At 73.0% G+C, this 20177-nt stretch carries 16 protein-coding genes and 1 pseudogene; 6 read left to right on the top strand and 11 right to left on the bottom strand.

The features are described 5' to 3' along the window. Positions 1–3: 3 nt before the first annotated feature. A complete protein-coding gene (locus E6R60_RS35890; RefSeq protein WP_136330926.1) occupies positions 4–768 on the bottom strand; it encodes a MerR family transcriptional regulator in 765 nt (254 codons plus the stop codon). Between the two features lie 136 nt (positions 769–904). On the opposite strand from E6R60_RS35890, the gene E6R60_RS35885 reads away from it, so the two are divergent. Beyond that, positions 905–2434 carry a hypothetical protein gene (locus tag E6R60_RS35885; protein ID WP_240802818.1) on the top strand — a complete coding sequence of 510 codons (1530 nt, stop codon included), beginning with the start codon at positions 905–907 and terminating at the stop codon, positions 2432–2434. A gap of 84 nt (positions 2435–2518) precedes the next feature. Here E6R60_RS35885 and E6R60_RS35880 read toward each other — a convergent pair. After that, a pseudogene (locus E6R60_RS35880) lies at positions 2519–3361 on the bottom strand (LLM class F420-dependent oxidoreductase); the annotation flags it as partial. Positions 3362–3455: 94 nt separating this feature from the next. Here E6R60_RS35880 and E6R60_RS35875 point away from each other — a divergent pair. Further along, positions 3456–3815, top strand: a complete 360-nt coding sequence (locus E6R60_RS35875; RefSeq protein ID WP_136330924.1) for a hypothetical protein — start codon at positions 3456–3458, stop codon at positions 3813–3815. Positions 3816–3883: 68 nt separating this feature from the next. Here E6R60_RS35875 and E6R60_RS35870 read toward each other — a convergent pair whose 3' ends face one another. From E6R60_RS35870 to E6R60_RS35845, 6 genes are all read right to left on the bottom strand, one after another. Continuing rightward, on the bottom strand, positions 3884–5185 hold the full coding sequence (locus E6R60_RS35870) for an MFS transporter (RefSeq protein WP_240802817.1): 1302 nt from the start codon (positions 5183–5185) through the stop codon (positions 3884–3886). 226 nt (positions 5186–5411) lie between these two features. Continuing rightward, positions 5412–6875 (bottom strand): aldehyde dehydrogenase family protein, encoded by a 1464-nt coding sequence (locus E6R60_RS35865; protein WP_136330923.1) that lies wholly within the window; start codon positions 6873–6875, stop codon positions 5412–5414. Further along, a complete protein-coding gene (locus E6R60_RS35860; RefSeq protein WP_136330922.1) occupies positions 6872–8611 on the bottom strand; it encodes a D-aminoacylase in 1740 nt (579 codons plus the stop codon). Before E6R60_RS35860 ends, E6R60_RS35865 begins: the two co-directional genes overlap by 4 nt. Before the next feature lie 270 nt (positions 8612–8881). Continuing rightward, positions 8882–10003: an LLM class flavin-dependent oxidoreductase gene (locus E6R60_RS35855; protein ID WP_136330921.1), complete on the bottom strand. Its 1122-nt coding sequence runs from the start codon at positions 10001–10003 to the stop codon at positions 8882–8884. A gap of 124 nt (positions 10004–10127) precedes the next feature. Beyond that, positions 10128–10913 (bottom strand): glucose 1-dehydrogenase, encoded by a 786-nt coding sequence (locus E6R60_RS35850; protein WP_136330920.1) that lies wholly within the window; start codon positions 10911–10913, stop codon positions 10128–10130. Between the two features lie 10 nt (positions 10914–10923). After that, positions 10924–11877, bottom strand: a complete 954-nt coding sequence (locus E6R60_RS35845; protein WP_240802816.1) for an LLM class F420-dependent oxidoreductase — start codon at positions 11875–11877, stop codon at positions 10924–10926. 223 nt (positions 11878–12100) lie between these two features. Here E6R60_RS35845 and E6R60_RS35840 point away from each other — a divergent pair, with 223 nt between their 5' ends. After that, the gene (locus E6R60_RS35840) at positions 12101–12676 is read left to right on the top strand and encodes a sigma-70 family RNA polymerase sigma factor (protein WP_240802815.1); all 576 of its coding nucleotides are present in this window, start codon (positions 12101–12103) and stop codon (positions 12674–12676) included. After that, positions 12673–13785 carry a CU044_5270 family protein gene (locus tag E6R60_RS35835; RefSeq protein WP_136330919.1) on the top strand — a complete coding sequence of 371 codons (1113 nt, stop codon included), beginning with the start codon at positions 12673–12675 and terminating at the stop codon, positions 13783–13785. Before E6R60_RS35840 ends, E6R60_RS35835 begins: the two co-directional genes overlap by 4 nt. A 68-nt stretch (positions 13786–13853) precedes the next feature. On the opposite strand, the gene E6R60_RS35830 is transcribed toward E6R60_RS35835, so the two are convergent. Continuing rightward, entirely contained in the window at positions 13854–15761 is a 1908-nt protein-coding gene (locus E6R60_RS35830) for an AMP-dependent synthetase/ligase (protein ID WP_136330918.1), read from the bottom strand. A gap of 96 nt (positions 15762–15857) precedes the next feature. Next, positions 15858–17135: an acetyl-CoA C-acetyltransferase gene (locus E6R60_RS35825; protein ID WP_136330917.1), complete on the bottom strand. Its 1278-nt coding sequence runs from the start codon at positions 17133–17135 to the stop codon at positions 15858–15860. A 76-nt stretch (positions 17136–17211) separates the two neighbouring features. Here E6R60_RS35825 and E6R60_RS35820 point away from each other — a divergent pair, with 76 nt between their 5' ends. Then, positions 17212–18531 carry a 3-oxoacyl-ACP reductase gene (locus E6R60_RS35820; RefSeq protein WP_136330916.1) on the top strand — a complete coding sequence of 440 codons (1320 nt, stop codon included), beginning with the start codon at positions 17212–17214 and terminating at the stop codon, positions 18529–18531. 8 nt (positions 18532–18539) lie between these two features. Next, positions 18540–19436 carry a MaoC/PaaZ C-terminal domain-containing protein gene (locus E6R60_RS35815; protein WP_136330928.1) on the top strand — a complete coding sequence of 299 codons (897 nt, stop codon included), beginning with the start codon at positions 18540–18542 and terminating at the stop codon, positions 19434–19436. On the opposite strand, the gene E6R60_RS35810 is transcribed toward E6R60_RS35815, so the two are convergent. Further along, positions 19381–20019, bottom strand: a complete 639-nt coding sequence (locus E6R60_RS35810) for a TetR/AcrR family transcriptional regulator (protein ID WP_136330927.1) — start codon at positions 20017–20019, stop codon at positions 19381–19383. The genes E6R60_RS35815 and E6R60_RS35810 overlap by 56 nt on opposite strands. Positions 20020–20177: the final 158 nt, after the last annotated feature.

Below are 20177 nucleotides of genomic sequence, written 5' to 3'. Positions count from 1 at the left end.
CCGTCAGCTCAGGCGGGTCTCGGCGTAGACGAGCATCGCCTCCCGCTGGTACGCGGCCAGGCCGTCGGCGACGCGGTCGAAGTTGGCCCGCATCCTCGGGTCCTCGACGTACGTGCGGCCCAGGCCCCGATAAGCCTCCGCGTCCGGTGTCCAGAACCGGCAGACGCCCCGGTAGTGCGCCTCGGTCTCCGCCTGCACCGCGGGGTCGTCGGCCGGTGTGCCCGCCACCATGAACTCCGCGAAGCGGACCATCTGCGCGGTGGCCTCACGCTGCCACGCCTCCTGGTCCGCATCGGTCATCGTGTCCCTGGCCCTGCGGGCCTCGGCCCACGCCTCCGGCCACCGCTCGCGCACCTCGGAGTCCTCCTCCGCCGTGTGCTCAAGGCCCTCGAACAGGTTCTCCGGCCTGTTGATCTTCGCCATCCCGGTGCCGTCCTTTCCTTCCTCCAGTTCGGTGAGGGTCCGCTCGACCGTCCGGACGAGCGTGTCCAGCCGGTCACGCTCCTCGCGCAGCCGCCTGTGGTGTTCGCGCAGAGCGCTCACCGGGTCGGTGCGCTCGTCCAGCACGCGCCGGATCTCGCGCAGCCCCAGGCCCAGCTTCCGCATCAGCAGGATCCGTTGCAGAAGCAGCAGCCCGGCCTCTTCGTAATAGCGGTGGCCGTTGCTTCCGATACCCGCGGGCGGCAGCAGGCCGATCTCGTCGTAGTGCCGCAGCGTCCGGGACGTCACCCCGGGCATCCGCGCCACCTCCGCGATCGACCAGGCCATGGCCGCTCCTCCCTTCACCGGGCCGGTTCTCCGGCCACCCACATGACCGTAGGAGTTGACGCTGCGGAAAGCGCAAGCCCGGTGCTCGGCGGGGGGTGGGGCCCGTTCCGGCCGGGGGCCGTGCCACCATCCCGCCGTGACCCCTGAAGAGATCTCCGCATCCGCCGGCCCGGCCGAGCGGCGACTGGCCGGCGTGGCGCTCAATCCCGCCGCACCCGTCGACGTCCTGCTGCGGCTGCTGGCGGGCGACTCCGCCGCCGTACGGATGGTGCTCTGCCGGGACCGGGTGCTGCCCGGCCCGGTGGTCGATGCGGTGGTGGCCCACCCGGACCGGTACACGCGCAGCTTCTTCGCCCGGAACCCGTACGCCGATCCGGAGCAGCGGGCGCGGCTGGTGGACGATCCGGAGTGGCTCGTCCGGGCCCATCTGGCCCACGAGCCCCGGGCGGACGACGTGTGCATGCCCCGGCCGTTGCCGGACCGGACCGTCGTACGGATCATCGAGACGTACGGCGACGAGTCGCCCGGGGAGCTCGGGCGTCAGGTCTCCACCGGCCTGCGGCGCACGATGGCCACCCATCCCTCGGCGAAGGTCCGCAGAGCGGGCATCAACGCCTGGGACTCGCTGGCACCCGACGTACGGGCCGCCCTGCTGGCCGATCCGGATGCGGGCGTACGGGACGCGGCCGCGGCCGCCCGCGGCAGGCACGAACGGCTCCGCGACCCGGACGCGGTGCGGGAGGACCTGCCGGGCCATGTCTGCCATGCCCGCACGCACCTGTTGCTGTACGGCGCTCTCGCACCGGACGTCGTGGCGGCGGCGCTGCCCCACAATCCGTGGCTGCTCGCGGGCAATGACAGCACACCGCCGGAGACCGTCGCCCTGCTGGCGGCCCACCCCGACCCCGAGGTGCGGATCCACGTCGCCCAGCGGCCCGGCCTGGGGCCGGCCGAGCGCCGCGCACTCGCCGTCGACCCCGACCCGCAGGTGCGCCTCGCCCTCTCCGTGCATCCGGCGCTGAGCGAGGCGGAACGGGCCGCGATCGACTACGCGGTGGAGCAGGAGGAGTCGTACCACCACGCTCCGGTGTACGACCCCGCGTTCCTGCCCGGCCCGGAGGAGACCCGCCGGCTCGCGCTGTCCGCCCACCCCCTCCTGCGGCGACGGGCCGCCGCCCTGCCGCACCTGCCCGCAGGCCTGGTCGCGCGTCTCGCGGACGACACCGACCTCGGCGTACGGGTCCTGCTCGGCCAGAACCATCCGGACGCCCCGGCCGCGCTGCTGCTCCGCTGCTTCCTGGAGTACACCGGCATCACCCGGTGGCATCTCACCGGTCACCGCAACTTCCCCCGCGCCGGACTCGCCCGGTTCGCGGGCGACGAGGACCCCGGTGTCCGGCGGCTGGCCCTCCTCGACCCCGGGCTGCCGCCCGGCACCGCCGACCGGCTCACCCGCGACGCCGATCCCCAGGTCCGCGCGGACGCGGCGCGCCACCCCCGGCTGCCGCAGCCCCGCCTCGCGGCCCTCCTCGACGACCCCGCACTCGCCCCCCGGGCCGCCGCGAACCCGGCGCTGCCGGCCGCGACGATGTACGCGCTGATGGCGACGGCCAAAGGGGCCTCGGGCCTGCCCGGCGGATCAGGGCCGGGGCCGCGACGCGCGTGAGCGGGGCCGGGTGCCCGTGCATGGGGGGAGCCGGCGCGAGGTCCCGGGCCGGGACTGCACTTCCGCGCGCCCGCTCGCCGGCTTGAGGTACTCCGCGTACGCGTCGAGCGTCCGCAGGACCTCCGGTTCGGCTGCGGGCGGCAGTTGGAGGACCACCTCCTCGACGCCCAGGTCCGCGTAGTAGGCCAGTTTGCCGGGGCTCGGCATGACCGCGTACGGGATCACCTGGAGGTCCTTCGGGTCGCGGCCCGCCGCCTCCCAGGCCGTACGCAGCCGGGGCACGGACTCGCTCAGGCCGCGGCCGCCGATCGGCATCCAGCCGTCCGCGTACTCCGCGATGTGCGCGAACAGCTTCGGGCCCGCCGCGCCGCCGATCAGGGTGCGCGGGCCGGTCACCGGGCCGCGCGGCTCCTGGACCGGCTTCGGATAGGCGTAGCTGGCCCGCACCGAACCGAACTCGCCCTTGTACGCCGTGGGTTCGGCCGCCCACAAAGCGCGCATCAGGGCCATCCGGTCGCGGCCGAGCTCCCGGCGCGTCGACCAGTTCACGCCGTGGTCCGCCGCCTCCTCCACGTTCCAGCCGAAGCCGACACCGAGCGTGAAGCGGCCGCCGGAGAGGTGGTCGAGGGTCGCGATCTGCTTGGCCAGATCGATCGGGTCGTGCTGGGCGATCAGTGTGATTCCGGTGCCGAGGGCCAGGCGTTCGGTGACCGTGGCGGCCTGCGCCAGGGCGACGAACGGGTCCAGGGTGCGGCCGTACTCGGGCGGCAGGTCGCCGCCCGCCGGGTAAAGAGTTTCCCTGCTCACCGGGATGTGCGTGTGCTCCGGGAGATAGAGCCCGGCGAATCCCCGCTGCTCAAGCTGGTGCGCGAGCCGCACCGGTGTGATCGTTTCGTCGGTGAGGAAGATCGTTGTGGCGATCCGCATACGAGGACACCTCCGTCGTTGTCTGGTGGCGGCTCAAACGTATGCCGTACGGTGCGCAAAGCCGAGTCCTCGGCGACTTCGGGGGAGGTCGAACATGACGGTCCGTACGCGCACCCGCACGGTGCTCACCGCGCTGTTCCTGACGGGCGTGCTCGTCGGCGGCGCACCCGCGGCGGCGTCCGCCGCCGCGCCCGCATCCGCGTCCGCCGCCTCCCGCACCGCGTCCGCGTCGGTACGGAGCGCGGGACAGGCGGTCGGGGCGGCGGCCGCCCACACCGGTGTGCGCGAGGCCGCGCACACGTACAAGGGCAAGCACAAGAGCAAGAGCAAGAAGCGGCGGAAGCACGGCTCCGGCGGGTTCGGGGGCGGGATCATCGTGGGGATCGTGCTGGCCGTGATCGTGGTCGGCATCATCGCGTTCGTGCTCGTCGCGCGCGCTCGGCGCAACTCGTAGACTCCGCGCCCCCCGCCACACCGGACAGGCGGCGAGGGGCGCGGTCCCTCACCGGGCGGGTCCGGGGGCTACCGGGCCTGCCCGACGGCCGTCGCCGTACGGCCCGGGTCAGGTCGCGCGAGGACGCCCAACCGGTGGGCGCAGAAGCGCTGTTGTACGCAGGCGAGCCCCGCGACCACCGTCCCGAGCACCAGCCAGCCCGCCGGTCCGGCCGCCATCACCACTCCGGTCAGCAGCGGCGGCCCGGCGGACTTCTGGATGGACTGGGACATGCCCGCCACGCCCAGGTACGCGGCCCGCGCGTCGGGGGGCGCGAGCAGGACGGCCAGCTCCCAGGAGCTCACCGAGCGCATCAGTTCCGCCAGGGTCACCAGCACCGCCGCCGCGAGCAGGACCAGAGCGGCCGCCCAGGTACCGCAGCGGGTGGCGGCGGCGAGCAGGGCGCAGCACGCGCACATCAGGACTCCGTACAGGGCGACCGTCCGCAGTACGCGGCGCGGGCCCTCCACCCGCTTGGAGATGGCGAGTTGGAGCGTCACGACGAGCACCGTGTTGATGACCAGGACGGCCGGTACGAGGGCGTGCGGCGCTGACGTGCTGCTCACCAGCCACAGCGGGAGGCCGACGCCCAGGACGGAGTCGTCCAGGTTCATCGGGATGTCGAGGAGGACGAAGCGGAGGTAACCGCGGTCGCGCCACGGACCCTTGGGCCGAACGGGCTCACCCGGGGCCGCCGGAGTGGTGGCGCCGGGCGGCGGCCCCCCGCACTTCGCCACCTCCACCGACACCGTGGGGCGTGGTTCGCCGGTGCGGCGGACCAGGAGTGCGGCGACGACGAAGGACAGGGCGTTGGTGAGGATCATGGCGCGGTAGGCGTCCGTGGTGCCGATGGCCAGCCCGATGGCGGCGAGGCCCGCGCCGACGCCGTAACCAGCGTTGGCCGCGCTGCGCGACAACGCCTGGTAGGCGGAACGGCGTTCACCGGCCGCGCGGGTGGCGAACAGCATCTCCAGGGTCTTGGCCGCCCGGTCGCCGAGAGAGGTGGCCGCGATGACGGGGAGCAGGGCCGCGAAGCCCGTGCACGTCAGCACCAGGATCAGGGTCACCAGCCGGAGCAGGTGGCAGCCGATGAGCAGCGGGCGAACCGGGAAGCGGCCGGCGAGCCGTCCGGCCAGGGGCGAACCGGCGATGCCCGCCACACCGGCCGCTCCCAGGAGCACGCCGATCTGCTGGGGGCTGAGATGCGTGACGAAGGTGAGGTAGAGGACCGAGGAGGCCGCCCACAGGCCGGAGCCGGTGCGGTCGACGGCCAGGGCGAGCAGCATGATCCGGGCGTCCCGGCCGCCCGGCGGGTTCCGCAACTGGGCCAACAGCCCCTGCCCGCCCCCGCTCCGCCTCTCCCCAAGGCTTCCGCTTTCCGCCGTGCGCCGCACCGCCCACCCCCGGTATCTCGACATCAAGACATCTACAGACCTGGGGAAGCCTGCCGGGGGTTATTCTCGATGTCAAGATACTTGATGGCGAGAGACCTTCCCTCGCGTGGGCCACGCGCCGGCCGGTACCGCTCACCCCGGTACCGCTCACCCCGGGTACCGCTCACCCCGGCCAGACGATCGCCTGGAGTTCGCTGTACGCGTGCAGGGCGTACGACCCGACATCGCGTCCGACACCACTCCGTTTGAACCCGCCGAACGGGGCCTCCATGTTGCGGCCGACGGTGTTCACCCCGACCCCGCCGGCCCGCAGCCGGCGGGCGACGCGGAAGGCGCGGGCCACATCGCCCGACCAGACGTAGTCGATCAGGCCGTAGTCGCTGTCGTTGGCCAGCGCGACGCCCTCCTCCTCGTCGTCGAAGGGGACGACCACCACGACCGGGCCGAAGATCTCCTCCCGCACCACCCGCATGTCGTTGGTGCAGTCGGCCAGCAGCGTCGGTGCGACGTAGAAGCCCCGGCCGGTGGGGTCCGGGCGTTCGCCGCCCGTGACGACCCGGGCCCCCTCCTTGCGGCCGAGCTCCACATACGACTCGATGCGGTCGCGGTGGGCGGCCGAGATGACCGGGCCGACGACCGTGCCCCGCGCCCTCGGATCGCCCACCGTCAGATGCCCGGCGTACGCGGTGAGCTTCTCGACCAGCGCGTCGTGCAGGGCCCGTTGGACCAGGACCCGGGTCGGAGCCGTACAGATCTGACCGCTGTAGAACGAGAACGTCGTCCCGATGCCCGCGACCGCCGAGTCGAGGTCCGCGTCGTCGAGCACGACGGCGGCGCCCTTGCCGCCCAGCTCCATCAGCTGCCGCTTCATGCTCCGGCCGCAGACCTCCGCGATGCGCTGCCCGACCGCCGTGGAGCCGGTGAAGCTGACCATGTCGACGTCGGGCGAGTCGACGGCGGCCTCGCCCGCCTCCGGCCCGGAACCGCTCACCACGTTCACGACGCCCGCCGGGACGCCCGCCTCCGCGAGCGCCTCGGCCATGCGGTAGACGGAGAGCGGGTCCTGCGGGGCCGGTTTCACGACGACCGTGTTGCCCATCGCCAGGGCGGGCGCGATCTTGCCGGCCGGGTTGGCCCAGGGGTTGTTGTACGAGGTGATGCAGGTGACGACGCCGACCGGCCGGCGGACGGCGAGCGCCCCGAAGATCCCGGCCCGGCCCATCGGACCGGCCTCGTTGATCTGCGGTGGGACGGCCTCTTCGACCGGCTCCAGCGCCCCCTTCGCGTACCGCCGGAACCGGGCCGCGCCGACGGCGACCTGCATCCCGCGGGCCGTGGCGGTGGTGGCCCCGCTCTCCGCCTGGGCGAGGGCCGCGTGGGCGGTGAAGTCGCGCTGCATCAGGTCGGCGGCGCGGCCGAGGAGGGCGGCGCGTTCCTCCGGGCGGGTGCGGGACCAGGTGGCGAAGGCGTCGCGGGCCGCGGCGGCGGCCTCGTACACCTGGGCGCGGCTCGCCTCGGGGGCGAGGCCGACGACCTCCTCGGTGGCCGGGTCGATCACCTCGTAGTGGCCGCCGGCGGGCTCGGTCCACTCACCGTTGACGAACAGGCGCTGGGGCGGGGTGGTCATGCCGTGCTCACCGTCCGGGTGTCGCGGCCGGAGCGGAGCACCGTCCCGGGGACCGCGCCGGTCACCTTGTCGTCGCGCAGGGTCTCCACCCCGTTGACGCGGACCGACACGATGCCCAGCGCCTTGGAGTCCAGGCGGGGGCTGTCGCCCGGCAGGTCGTGGACGAGGGTGGCGGGGCCCGCGTCGATGCGTTCGGGGTCGAAGAGCACGAGGTCGGCGTGGAAGCCCTCCTCGACGCGGCCCCGGTCGCGCAGGCCGAAGAGCCGGGCCGGGTCGTCGGTCAGCATCTTGACGGCCCGTTCCAGCGGCACGAGCCTGCGGCCGCGCAGACAGTCGCCGAGGAAGCGGGTCGTGTACGGGGCGCCGCACATCCGGTCCAGATGGGCGCCCGCGTCGGAGCCGCCGAGCATGACGTCCTCGTGCTCCCAGGTGCGCTGCCGCAGCGCCCACGAGTCGGGGTCGTTGTCGGTGGGCATCGGCCACAGCACCGTCCGCAACTCGTCGGCCGCGCAGATCTCGACGAGGCAGTGGAAGGCGTCCTGGCCGCGCTCGGCCGCGATGTCCTTGACGACGCGTCCGCTGAGGCCCTCGTTCGCCGCGCTGTAGGTGTCGCCGATGACGTACCGGCCGAAGTTCGCGAGACGGCGGAAGACACCGGCCTCCTTGCTGTCGGCGCGGCGCAGCATCTCGGCGCGGGTGCCGGCGTCGCGCAGCCGCTCGATGCGCTGCGGGACGGGGAGGGCGAGGATGTCGCCCCAGCCGGGGATCAGGTTCAGGGCGCAGAACGTGCCGAGCGACATGTTCATCGGGGTGAGGATCGGCATGGTCAGCGCGACGATCCGGCCGCCCGCCCGGCGGGCGCGTTCACTGGGGACCAGCTGGCGCGGTACGCGTTCGGGGACGGCGGCGTCGATGGTCAGCACGTTCCAGTTCAGCGGGCGGCCGGCGGCGGCCGTCATGGCGACGAACAGGTCGATCTCCTCGTCCGAGAACTGGTCGAGGCACCCGGCCACGATCGCCTCGATCTGTGTGCCCTCGTGCTCGCCGACGGCCCGGGAGAGCGCGAGCAGTTCCTCGGGCAGGGCGTGCCGGGAGGCGACCGGTTGCCCGTCGCCGTCGGAGTGCGTGGAGGACTGGGTGGTGGACAGGCCCCACGCCCCGGCGTCCATCGCGTCGTGCAGGAGGGCGAGCATGGCGTCGAGCTGGGCGGGCGTGGGCCGGCCGCCCACCGCGTCGGCGCCCATGACGTGACGGCGCAGAGCACAGTGGCCGACCATGAACCCGGCGTTCACGGCGATCCGCCCGTCGAGTGCGTCGAGGTACTCGCGGAAGCTGGACCAGCTCCAGTCGACGCCCTCCTCCAGCGCCTTCAGCGCCATGCCCTCGACCCTCGCCATCATGCGCCGGGTGTAGTCGGCGTCCTCGGGGCGGTCCGGGTGGAGCGGGGCGAGGGTGAACCCGCAGTTGCCGCCGGCGACGGTGGTGACGCCGTGGTTCATCGACGGGGTGGCGTACGGGTCCCAGAAGAGCTGCGCGTCGTAGTGGGTGTGCGGGTCGACGAAGCCTGGCGCGAGGACGAGGCCGGTGGCGTCCTCGGAGCTGACCGCCTCCTCGGCGACCGTGCCGGGCTCCGCGACGACGGCGATCCGGCCGTCCCGGATGCCCACGTCCGCGGGGTAGGAGGGCCCGCCGCCGCCGTCCACGACGGTCGCTCCGCGAATGAGGTGGTCGAGCATGACGGGTCCCTTCCGTGGTGTCCGGACGTGGTGTGCGCCGGGGTGCGTACGGCCGCGGTACGCACCCCGGCTCGCGGAGCGGCGGTCCGGGAAGACGCCGCCCGTTCCTCAGCCCCGCAGGGCGGATCCGGGCCCTGGGGCGGCCTCAGGCCCCGGGCAAGGGCGAGCCGCGCCGGGCGGCTCAGGCCCTCGGGTCCCCCCGGACGAAGCGGGGGGGGGGAGATCGAGGAGCGTGGATACGGGGGGCGGCGCCCCGGAACCCGAGCCCGGCTACGCCGCGTCGCGGAAGCGCGAGGTCCGGTGCACCGGGTCCGTATCGATCTTCGGGATCACGTGCTCACCGATCAGCCGGATCGAGTTCAGCGTGTCCTCGGGACTGATCCCGATCGGCAGCCCGAAGCTCAGCTGGTCCGCCCCCGCCTGTTCCCACCGCCGGCACTGCCCCAGCACCTCGTCCGGGTCGCCGCAGATCATCAGCTCCTCGGCGATCAGCAGCTCGATGATCTCCTCGGAGTACTCCGGCAGCAGCTCCGGCCACTCCGGGATGCCCTCCGGCCGGGGGAACGTGTCGTGGTAGCGGAACAGCAGCGACTGGAGGTAGTTCAGCCCGCCGCCCACCGCGATCTCGACGGCCTTCTTGTGCGTCTCGGCGCAGATCGCCGTGGAGGTCACCATCACGTTGTCGTTGACGAAGTCACCGACCGGCTCGGCGTCCTTGACGGCGTTCTTGTAGGACTCGACGACCCACTCCATGTCGGAGACCTTCTGCACGCTGAAGCCCAGTACGCCGAGCCCCTTCCTGCCCGCCATGGCGTACGAGGACGGCGAGCCGGCCGCGTACCACATCGCCGGGTGCGACTTCCCGTACGGCTTGGGCAGGATCTTGCGGGGCGGCAGCGACCAGTGCTTGCCCTGGAAGCCCACGTACTCGTCCTGGAGCCACATCTTGGGGAACTCGGCGATGGTCTCCTCCCAGAGTTCCTTGGTGTGGTTCATGTCGGTGATGCCCGGCATGAACCCCAGGATCTCGTGGGTGCCCGCCCCGCGCCCGGAGCCGAATTCGAAGCGCCCCTCCGAGAGGTGGTCGAGCATGGCGACCTTCTCCGCCACCTTCACCGGGTGGTTGACCGGGGCGAGCGGATTGAAGATGCCGGATCCGAGGTGGATGCGGTCCGTGGCGTGCGCGAGATAGCCCAGGTACACATCGTTGGCCGAGAGATGCGAGTACTCCTCCAGGAAGTGGTGCTCGGAGGCCCAGGCGTACTTGAAGCCGGACTTGTCCGCCTGGATGACGTACTCGGTCTCCTCGATCAGTGCCTTGTGCTCTGCCCCGGGGTCGGCCTTGGCCCGTGCGGCAGGCACGTACCCCTGTACAAAGAGCCCGAATTCCAAGGGGGTTCACCGTCCTCATTCGTTTCTGACGCACCGTCAGATTCTGATGCGTCCGACTGTTCCACCGACACCCCGACCCGTCAATAGCTGACGCCGTGTCAGGTAAGCCGCTCGGGCCGGACCGTCAGAACAGGCTGACGCCCGCCAGCCATCCGCCGTCGATGACGAACGGCTGACCGGTGATGTACGAGGAGTCGTCCGAGGTCAGGAACAGCGCGAGCGCGGCCACCTCCTCGGGCCGGCCGATCCGCCCGAGCGGCACGAGCTTCCTGTACAGCGCGCCCACGGCCTCCGCCGTCTCCTCCGGGTCCGCGTCCGGGTCCAGCGCCGCCGGGTTGGTCATCGGGGTGTCCACCGCGCCGGGACACACGGCGTTGACCCGGATGCCCTTCGCCGCCAGCTCCACCGCCGCCACCCGGGTCAGCCCCAGCACGGCGTGCTTGGTGGCGGCGTAGGCGCCGACGAACGCCATGCCGGTGAGCCCGGTGTACGAGGAGGTGTTGACGATGGTCCCGCCGCCGGCCGCCTCGATCTCGGGCGCGACGGTCCTGATCCCCAGGAAGGCCCCCACCTGGTTGACCTGCACCACCTGCTGGAACTCCTCCAGCGGAGTGGACACGAGCTCGTTGAAGCGCAGGATGCCCGCGTTGTTGACCAGCCCGTCGATCTTCCCGAAGGCGCCCTTCGCGGCGGCGACCGCGGCCTGCCAGTCCGCCTCCCGGCTCACGTCCAGGTGCACGAACAGCGCGGTGTCCCCGCCCAGCTCCTCGGCCAGCGCCTCGCCCTGCTCGTCGAGCACATCGGCGAGCACCACCCGCGCCCCCTCGGCGGAGAAGAGCCGCGCCTCCTGCTCACCCTGTCCGCGCGCCGCGCCGGTGATCAGCACGACCCGCCCGTCCAGCTTGCCCATGGCCTGACTCCTACCTGTCGAGTGTGCCGAGGTGAGGTGCGACGTCGGCGGCGAACGCCGCCATCTGATCGGTCAGTTCACTCCTGCCGCGACTGCGGAAGCGCACCTGGATCTGGTGCACCCCCATCGCGCCGTACTCCCGCAGGGACTCCGCGAGGGCCTCCGGCTTCCCGCTGAGCGTGCGCCGCCCCACGGACCAGCCCGGCTCCCCCACGTACAGCGGTTCGGTGATGGCCCCGACGACGATCGGCCCGGCGACGCCCGCCTCCTCGCGGAGCGCGTGCAGCCGCCCGATCTGCGCGGGCAGCTTCTCCCGCGGGTCGCCCTGCGGAAGCCAGCCGTCCCCGCGCACGGCGGCCCGGCGCACCGCCGCGGGCGAGGAACCGCCCACCCAGACGGGCACCCGTTCCTGGGCGGGCCGGGGCAGCTGCCCGAGACCGCTGAACGAGAACCGCTCCCCCGCGAACTCCGGGTACTCCTCGGGCCCGAGCGCGGCCCTGAGCGCGTCGACGCTCTCGTCGAGCACGGCGCCCCGCCCGTCGAAGTCCGCCCCGAGCGCCTCGAACTCCTCGCGCACATGCCCGGCCCCGACCCCGAGGATCAGCCGGCCGCCGCTGAGGTGGTCGAGGGTGGCGTACTGCTTGGCGGTGGCCAGCGGGTGCCGCAGGCCGACGACCGCGACATGGCTCATGAGCAGGACGCGCTCGGTGATCCCGGCGAGGAAGGCGAGCGTGGCGACCGGGTCGTACCAGACGGTGCTCATCGCCCCCGCGAGCCGTCTCGGGATGGCGACGTGGTCGCAGGTCGCCAGGTAGGTGAACCCGGCGCGGTCGGCGGTGCGGGCGATCTCGGCGAGGTCGTCCGGGGTGGCCCCGGCCTCCCACGGCTCTGCGTAGATGGCGCTCTGCGACTGGATCGGGAGCTGCATCCCGTACGACAGCGGTCCGGCGGGCAGTATCGGCACCGAACGGCCTCCTTCCCCTCACGCGGCCTGACAGTCATCTGACGACCCGTCACATGACGAGCGGGGCCATCGTCGTCCCCGGCGGGTCAACAGGCAAGGGGCAGCCCCGGAACAGGGTCCGCCCTTCGCCGGCGGCACCTCCCTGACCTGCGGGAAGTAACGGTTCCCCGCTTCCGGGCCAAGTGACGGGTGACAGACTGCAGAGCCGAGATGGAGGTCCCGCGTGCACGGACCCACGCACGAACCCGGACGGAGCCGGACTCCGTTCGGCGAGATGTACGAGGCGCATTTCGACGCCGTCCTCGGCTTCGTCACCCGCCGGACCGCGGACCGGCACCTGGCCGCCGACCTGACCGCCGACGTCTTCGTGGCGGCACTGGAGGCCTTCGACGGCTACGACCCCGGGCGCGGCACGCATCTGATGTGGCTCTACGGGATCGCCCGCAACACGCTGGCCTCCCAGGCCCGCCATGCGGCCCGTGAGCGGCTGGCGGTCGCCACGCTGAGCGGCCGCCGGCTGCTCGACGAACAGGACGTGCAGCGCTTCGAGGAGCGCATCGACGCCGAGCGGGAGGCCAGGGACCTGCTGACCCGGCACGCCGCGCTGTCCGAGCCGCTGCGCGCGGTGATCGACCTGGTCGCCGTGGACGGCCTGACCACGAAGGAGGCCGCGATGGTCCTCCGGATCTCGCAGGCGACCGCCCGCGTCCGTCTGCACCGTGCCCGCGCCGCGTTGCGCGCCGGGCGCACCAACCCGCCCGGCCCTCTCCCCGTTCCCCTTGCGGAGGTCTCCCGATGAACACCCCGACCGGATTCAAGCAGCGACTCGGTGCGGAACTGGCCGTCCTGGAAAGAGCGCGGGCCGAACGTGCCGCCGAGGAGACGTCCCGGGCCGACGCGCCGGTGACCGCCCGCCGCGTCCTGGCACGGCCCGGTGTCCGACGGACCGCATGGGCGGGCCTGGCCGCGTGTACGGTGGCCACCGCCCTGGTCGCCACCTCGGGCGGGCGGGGCACGCAGACCGCGCCCGTGCGGACCATGACGGTCGCCCAGGTACTGGACGCCGCGGCGCTCAACGCCGCGCAGGGCCCGGACGAGAAGCCCGGCACCCACCAGTGGGTGTACACCCGCACCGTGGTCTGCATGGACGACTGCGTGCGCGATCCGTCCTGGAAGCGGTACGACGGGGCCGAGCACGCGTTCCTCAGGACGTCCGGCACCGGCAGCCGCCCGGCCGTCGTCGTGGAGGACCTGAACCCCCAGAAGCCGGAGAAGGTCGGGGACCGTCCCCGGGACACCCGCGAGGCGCTGTCCCGGCTGCCCACCGACCCCCGCGAGCTCCTCGCGCGGGTGAGCACCGACCCGTTCTTCGGCGCCGAGGCGGACCCTCTCGCGGCCCTCCGCCACAGCGAGGCACGTCCGGAACCCCCTGCGGCCGACACTCCCGGAGCGCAGTTCGCCAGGATCCTGTACATCCTGCAGAACGAGCCGAGCATCCCCCCGCGGATCAACGCCGCGCTCTACCGGGCGCTGGCGCTGATCCCCGGAACCGAGCTGGTCGGCACGCCGATGCGCGACGCGGCCGGCCGGCCGGGGCTCACCATCGCCTTCGATGTCCACGACCGGCTCCACACGCGTGAGTACCTCTTCCTGGACGCCCGCACGTACGCCTACCACGGCACCCGGACCGACCGGAACTCCGGACGCCTCCTTTCCGCCTCCCGCCTGGCCGTCGGCATCGTCGACCACCCCGGCCAGTTCCCCGGCGGCACCGCCCCCGATCCCTCCCGCGTCGTGCGGGAGTCCGTCCCTGCTTCCTCTCCCGGCCGCGGTCCCTCCGCGGACGCACCTCCCGCTCCGAAGACGGTTCCCGTTCCGTGGGCGCCCCAAGGACGTCGAGCACGCTGAGGCGTGCGCCCGCGGGCCGGGCCCGGATCCCACGGGGGAGCCGGGCCCGGCCCTCTCGCCGACTCGCCCTACTTGCGGTACAACTCCTCGATCTCCGCCTCGAAGTCCCGCTCGACCGCTTCCCGTTTCAGCTTCAGGGACGGCGTCAGATGACCGCCGGCCTCCGTGAAGTCCACGGGCAGGATCGTGAACTTGCGGATCGACTCGGCCCGGGAGACCAGCCGGTTGGCCTCGTCCACCGCGCGTTGCAGCACCGTGCGCAGTTCCTCGTCATGGACGAGTTCGCGCATCGGGACGTCCTGCTTCCTCTTCATCTGCCGCCAGTGGGCGAGCCCGTCAGGCTCCAGGGTGATCAGGGCGGTGATGAACGAGCGGTTGTCGCCGATCACCATGCACTGGCTGACCAGCGGGTGGGCGCGCAGCCAGTCCTCCAGCGGGGCCGGGGCGACGTTCTTGCCGCCCGAGGTGATGATGATGTCCTTCTTGCGCCCGGTGATCGTGAGGTAGCCGTCCTCGTCGAGCACGCCCAGGTCACCGGTGGCGAACCAGCCGCCGTCCAGGACGGGGACGGCCTCGCCCCGCGCGGCGTCCCAGTAGCCCTGGAACACCTGGCCTCCGCTGAGCAGCACCTCGCCGTCCTCCGCGATGCGCACGGCGGTGCCGGGCATCGGCCAGCCGACCGTGCCCAGGCGGGGTTTCAGCGGCGGGGTGACGGTGGCGGCTGCCGTGGTCTCCGTCAGTCCGTAACCCTCGAAGATCTCGATGCCGGCGCCCGCGTAGAAGGCGGCGAGGCGGCGGCCCAGCGGGGAGCCGCCGCAGATCGCGTACCGCACGTGGCCGCCGAGCGCGGCCCGGATGCGGCGGTAGACCAGCGGGTCGTAGAGCGCCCGGGCGGCGCGCAGGCCGAGGCCCGGGCCCGGACCCGTGCCGTGTTCGGCGGCCTCCACGGCCTGGCCGTAGCGCTGGGCGATCCGCGCCGCCCGGTCGAAGGACGAGGCACGGCCCATCCTCTCCGCGGTGGCCCGGCCGGTGTTGTAGACCTTCTCCAGCACGTAGGGGATCGCCAGCAGGAACGACGGTTTGAAGCCGGCGAGATCGGCGAGCAGGTCCTCCGTCCGGATGGACGGGGCGTGGCCGAGGCGCACCCGGGCGCGCAGACAGCCGATCGCGACCATCCGGCCGAAGACATGCGACAGCGGCAGGAACAGCAGAGTGGACGCCGGGTACTTGCTGACGGACTTGAAGACCGGGTGCAGCAGTTCGATGGCGTTGTCGACCTCGGCGAAGAAGTTGCCGTGCGTCAGCACGCAGCCCTTGGGACGGCCGGTGGTGCCCGAGGTGTAGATGAGGGTGGCCGCGGTCGTCGGATCCAGGGTGGCGCGGCGTGCGGCGACGACGGCGTCCGGAATGTTCTCACCGAGTTTCTTCAGCCGCCCGAGCGCGCCCGTGTCGAACTGCCAGAGGTGGGTGAGGTCGCCGAGCTGTTTGCGTTCCTGGCTGATGACGCGGCCCTGTTCGGCCGTCTCGACCGCGCAGGCGACCGCGCCGGAGTCCTGGAGGATCCAGCGGGCCTGGAAGGCGGACGAGGTCGGGTAGACGGGGACGGTGACGAGGCCGGCGGCCCAGGAGGCGAAGTCGAGGAGCGTCCACTCGTAGGTCGTCCGCGCCATGATCGCGATGCGCTCGCCGCCCCGCAGTCCCTCCGCGATCAGGCCCTTGGCGACGGCGAGGACCTCGGCCGCGAACTCGGCGGCCGTCACGTCCTGCCAGCTGCCGTCGGGCTGCTTGCGGCTGAGTACGGCCACCGAGGGCGCCTCGCGGGCGTTGTCGAACGGGATCTCGGCGAGCGAGCCGCGGCGGAGGGGCCGCGCGAACGCCGGTACGGAGACCTGCCGGACGCTGCCGTCGGCGTCCCTGACCTTCGTCGGCTCGACCAGGACGGGGGTGGCGGGGGAAGGTGCGGGTGGCGTGGACACGTGCGGCTCCTCGGCATCGGGGTCGGGCGGTTCACCTGGTCCGTCCGGCGACCGGCCCTGATGCCTTCGCCGAACCCTCATCAACGTGGCTGCGCTTCAGGGACGTTCGAGAATCGCCGTGACCCCCTGACCGCCCGCCGCGCAGACCGAGATCAGCCCCCGGCCCGGGGCGTCGCGTTCGGCGAGGAGCTTCGCGAGCGTGGCGACGATCCGCGCGCCCGTCGCCGCGAACGGGTGCCCGGTCGCGAGTGAGGACCCCGCCACGTTGAGCCTGTCCCGGTCGACGGGCGCCAGCCCCTGCTTCTCCCAGGCGGCCAGTGTGGCCAGCACCTGGGAGGCGAAGGCCTCGTGGATCTCGAACAGGTCGAAGTCCCCGAGGGTCAGCCCGGCCCGCTCCAGCATCCGCGGCACCGCGTGGGCGGGCGCCATCAGCAGCCCGTCGTCGCCGTTCACGTAGTCGACCGCGGCCGTCTCGTACAGGGAGAGGTACGCCATCGGCTCCAGGCCCTGCCGCTCGGCCCACGCCTCGCTCGCCAGCAGCACGGTCGCGGCGCCGTCCGTGAGCGGCGTGGAGTTGCCCGCGGTCATCGTCGCGTCCGGGTGGCCGGCGCCGAACACCGGCTTCAGCGTGGCGAGTTTCTCCACGGTGGAGCCGGGGCGCAGGTTCTGGTCGCGCTCCAGGCCGAGGTAGGGGACGACGAGGTCGTCCAGGAAGCCCCGTTCGTACGCGGCGGCGAGCCGCCGGTGGCTGGTGGCGGCGAGGAGGTCCTGCTCCGCACGGCTGATGCCCCACTGCCGGGCGGTGAGGGCCGCGTGGTCGCCCATCGAGAGACCGGTGCGCGGTTCGGCGTTGCGCGGGATGTCCGGGACGAGGTGCCGGGGGCGTACGCCCGCGAGCGCCTTCACCCTGCCGCCCGTCGACTTCGCGCGCCGGGCCTCCAGCAGCAGGCGGCGCAGTTCGTCGTTTGCGCCGAGCGGCGCGTCGCTCGTGGTGTCCGCGCCACCCGCGATCGCGGAGTCGACCGCCCCGAGCATGATCTTGTTCGCGGCGGCGATCACCGCCTGGAGGCCCGTGCCGCAGGCCTGCTGGACGTCGTACGCGGGGGTGCGCGGGTCGAGCCGCGAGCCGAGCACGGTCTCCCGGGCCAGGTTGAAGTCGCGGCTGTGCTTGAGCACCGCGCCCGCGACGAACTCGCCGACCCGGCGGCCCTGGAGCCCGAACCGCTCGACCAGGCCGTCCAGCGCGGCGCCGAGCATCTGCTGGTTGGAGGCCCGCGCGTAGGGCCCGTCGGAGCGCGCGAACGGGATACGGCTGCCGCCGATGACCGCGACCCTGCGGGGCTGCGGGAGTGCGAGGGGGATCAACTCGACCAACTCATCTCGACCAACTCCTGACTCCTGAGTAACCTTACTCAGAAGTAAATCTACGACCGCGCAGGGAGTCTGGACAATGGCCGACCGCTATCTGCACCTCACCGGCACAGCAACCGGCCGATTCCTGACCCGGAGACTCGGCCTGCCCCAGCCCGCCCACCTGCGCCGCTGGTCCCTGGAGACCCCCACGCTGCCCGGCCCGGTCGTCCACCTCACCGCCAAAGACTCCGCCGTCACGGACGAACTGGCCACCGTCCTCGCCGCGTGCGGCCCGGAGGTCGTGGCCCGCGCCGACCGGCCGGCCGGAATCGTCCTCGACGCGACGGCCGTCGACACCGCCGCCGGGCTCGGAGCCGTCCACGCCGCACTGCACCCCGTCGTGCGCTCCCTCGCACCGGGCGGCCGTGTCGTGGTCCTCGGCACGCGCCCCTCCCCCGAGGACCACCACCAGGCCGCCGCCCAGCAAGCCCTCGAAGGATTCGTACGCTCCCTGGGCAAGGAGATCGGCAAGGGCGCCACCGTGCAGCTGCTGCGCCTCGCACCCGGCGCCGTCGCCGCCGCCGAATCCACCCTGCGCTTCCTGCTCTCGCCCAGGTCCGCGTACATCAGCGGCCAGGTCATCGAGCTGACCGACGCCGCCCCCGGCCCCGTCGCCGACTGGGCCGCCCCGCTCGCCGGACGCACGGCACTCGTCACCGGCGCCGCCCGCGGCATCGGCGCATCCGTCGCCTCCGTCCTCGCGCGCGACGGCGCCCACGTCATCTGCCTGGACGTCCCGCAGGCCCAGGACGAGCTGACCCGCACCGCCGACCGGCTCGGCGCCACCGCCCTGCCACTGGACATCACCGCGGACGACGCGGCCGGACGGATCGCCGCCGCCGCCCCGGACGGCCTCGACATCCTCGTCCACAACGCCGGCATCACCCGCGACCGCCGCCTCGCCAACATGCCCGCCGACCGCTGGGCCCAGGTCATCGACGTCAACCTCGACAGCGTGCTGCGCACCACCGACGCGCTGCTCGAAAACGGCACCCTCCGCCACGGCGGCCGGATCGTCGCCACCGCCTCCATCGCCGGCATCGCCGGGAACAACGGCCAGACCAACTACGCGGCCAGCAAGGCCGGCGTCATCGGCCTGGTCCGCTCGCTGGCCCCGCGCGCCGCCGCCGGCCACGGCGTCACCGTCAACGCGGTGGCCCCCGGCTTCATCGAGACGAGGATGACGGCGGCCGTCCCCCTCTTCATCAGGGAGGCGGGCCGCAGGATGAACTCCCTCTCGCAGGGCGGCCTCCCGGTCGACGTCGCCGAGACCATCGCCTGGTTCGCCCAGCCCGCGTCGAGCGCCGTCAACGGCCAGATCGTCCGCGTCTGCGGCCAGAGCCTGCTGGGAGCGTGATGACGCGCATGCCGAGTCTGGCGCTGTCCCTGGCGCGCGGCGCCGTCACCTCCCCGTTCAAGCGGGCGGGCCGCCCCGGCGCCACCCTGCCGGCCGTCGTGGCGCACCGGCCGGCCGCACCGGTGGCCCCCGGCCCCCTGGCCGCGTACCGCAGGATCTGCGGCTTCACCGGCCCGGACGCCCTCCCGGTGACCTACCCCCACGTCCTGGCGTTCCCGCTCGCCATGCGGCTGATGACCGGGCGCCGCTTCCCGCTGCCGGTCACCGGACTCGTCCACACCTGGATCGAGATCACCGCCCACCGGACGCTCCACCCCACGGACCGGCTCGAACTCTCGGTCTACGCAGTCGAGTTGGCCCCGCACCGGCGCGGCACCGAAGTGACCGTCGCGACCGAGGCGCGGCTGGCGGGCGAGCTGGTGTGGGAGTCCCGCAGCGGCTACCTCTCACGCCACGCCACGCCCGACGCGGAGGCTCCCACCGCCACCGAACCGGCGGCCACCGCCACCCCCGCACCCGGACACGCGGCTCCCGCCGCACCCGGTCCGCATCTCCCCGCCGTCACCGAATGGCGGCTGCCCGCCGACCTGGGCCGGCGCTACGGGGCGGCCTCCGGCGACCGGAACCCGATCCACCTGTACCCCCTGACCGCCCGGCTCTTCGGCTTCCCCCGGGCCATCGCCCACGGCATGTGGACCGTCGCCCGCTGCCTCGCCGAGGCCCCCCGGCCCCACCTGATCCACGCCGTGCGGGCCGACTTCAAGGCCCCCGTCCTGCTGCCCGGCACCGTCACCTACGCCTCGGACGGCACGGCCTTCCAGCTCCGCGGCTCCGGCGACCGCGTCCACCTCACCGGGACGACGGCGCGCCCTGCACGGGAGGCTGCCACGGACGGCCGTTCATGAGGTTCTCGAGACCCGCCCAGGAGAAGTTCATCAAGGTGGCCGCGGCCTCCTTCGCGGAGACGCCCGGAGTCTCGTTCGCCCACCCGGCGAGCGACTCCGCGGCGCCCACCAACGCCTGCGCCAGCCCCGCCACATCCCGGTCCGCGAGCGCGGGATCACGGTGCACCTCGCGCGCCGCGGCCCCGATCAGACCCGTCACGAACGCAACGATCTCCTCACGCATCACGTTCACCTCACCGGCGAACGGCTCCCCGTGCGTCCTCGCCTGCCGGTACAACACCGCCCAGCCGTCCGGGTTCTCCGCCGTGTGCGTGAAGAACGCCCGCAGCCCCGCCCACAGTTGCCGGTCGGCCGGCTGCCCCGGCTCCACCCCCGCCCGCACGGCTGTGATCAGCGCTTCCGCCTCCCGGGCGATACAGGCGGAGAAGAGTTCGTCCTTGGAATTCAGGTAGAGATAGACCAACGGCTTGGACACCCCGGCCAGCTCGGCGATCTCGTCCATGGAGGCCGCACGGAAACCGCGCCGCCCGAAGATCCGCACCGCGGCATCCATCATCTGCTGCTCACGCACCGCGCGCGGCATCCGTTTGCTCTTCACAGCACCCACGTCGACTTCCTCCCGGCCCCGCTGCGCTACTCCTCGGTAAGCGTACGGTGCGGGCCGCCCCGCCGTCGGACGGAGACGGGTTCACCCGGCCCGACGGCCGGAAGTCACCGCACGGCGACGCACCACGGGGGCGC

The sequence above is a fragment of the Streptomyces sp. A0642 genome (genome assembly GCF_004795105.1).
In the GTDB taxonomy this organism is placed as follows: Bacteria; Actinomycetota; Actinomycetes; order Streptomycetales; family Streptomycetaceae; genus Streptomyces.
The sequence above is the reverse complement of the archived record's forward strand: the minus strand, read 5'-3'. Positions and strand labels throughout refer to the sequence as shown.

Coding starts and splice junctions, on each gene's coding strand:
- E6R60_RS35890 (WP_136330926.1), bottom strand. CDS start 768: ATGGCCTGGTCGATCGCGGAGGTGGCGCGGATGCCCGGGGTGACGTCC.
- E6R60_RS35860 (WP_136330922.1), bottom strand. CDS start 8,611: ATGCTCGACCACCTCATTCGCGGAGCGACCGTCGTGGACGGCGGCGGC.
- E6R60_RS35835 (WP_136330919.1), top strand. CDS start 12,673: ATGAACACCCCGACCGGATTCAAGCAGCGACTCGGTGCGGAACTGGCC.
- E6R60_RS35820 (WP_136330916.1), top strand. CDS start 17,212: ATGGCCGACCGCTATCTGCACCTCACCGGCACAGCAACCGGCCGATTC.
- E6R60_RS35865 (WP_136330923.1), bottom strand. CDS start 6,875: ATGACCACCCCGCCCCAGCGCCTGTTCGTCAACGGTGAGTGGACCGAG.
- E6R60_RS35810 (WP_136330927.1), bottom strand. CDS start 20,019: ATGCCGCGCGCGGTGCGTGAGCAGCAGATGATGGATGCCGCGGTGCGG.
- E6R60_RS35815 (WP_136330928.1), top strand. CDS start 18,540: ATGCCGAGTCTGGCGCTGTCCCTGGCGCGCGGCGCCGTCACCTCCCCG.
- E6R60_RS35850 (WP_136330920.1), bottom strand. CDS start 10,913: ATGGGCAAGCTGGACGGGCGGGTCGTGCTGATCACCGGCGCGGCGCGC.
- E6R60_RS35875 (WP_136330924.1), top strand. CDS start 3,456: ATGACGGTCCGTACGCGCACCCGCACGGTGCTCACCGCGCTGTTCCTG.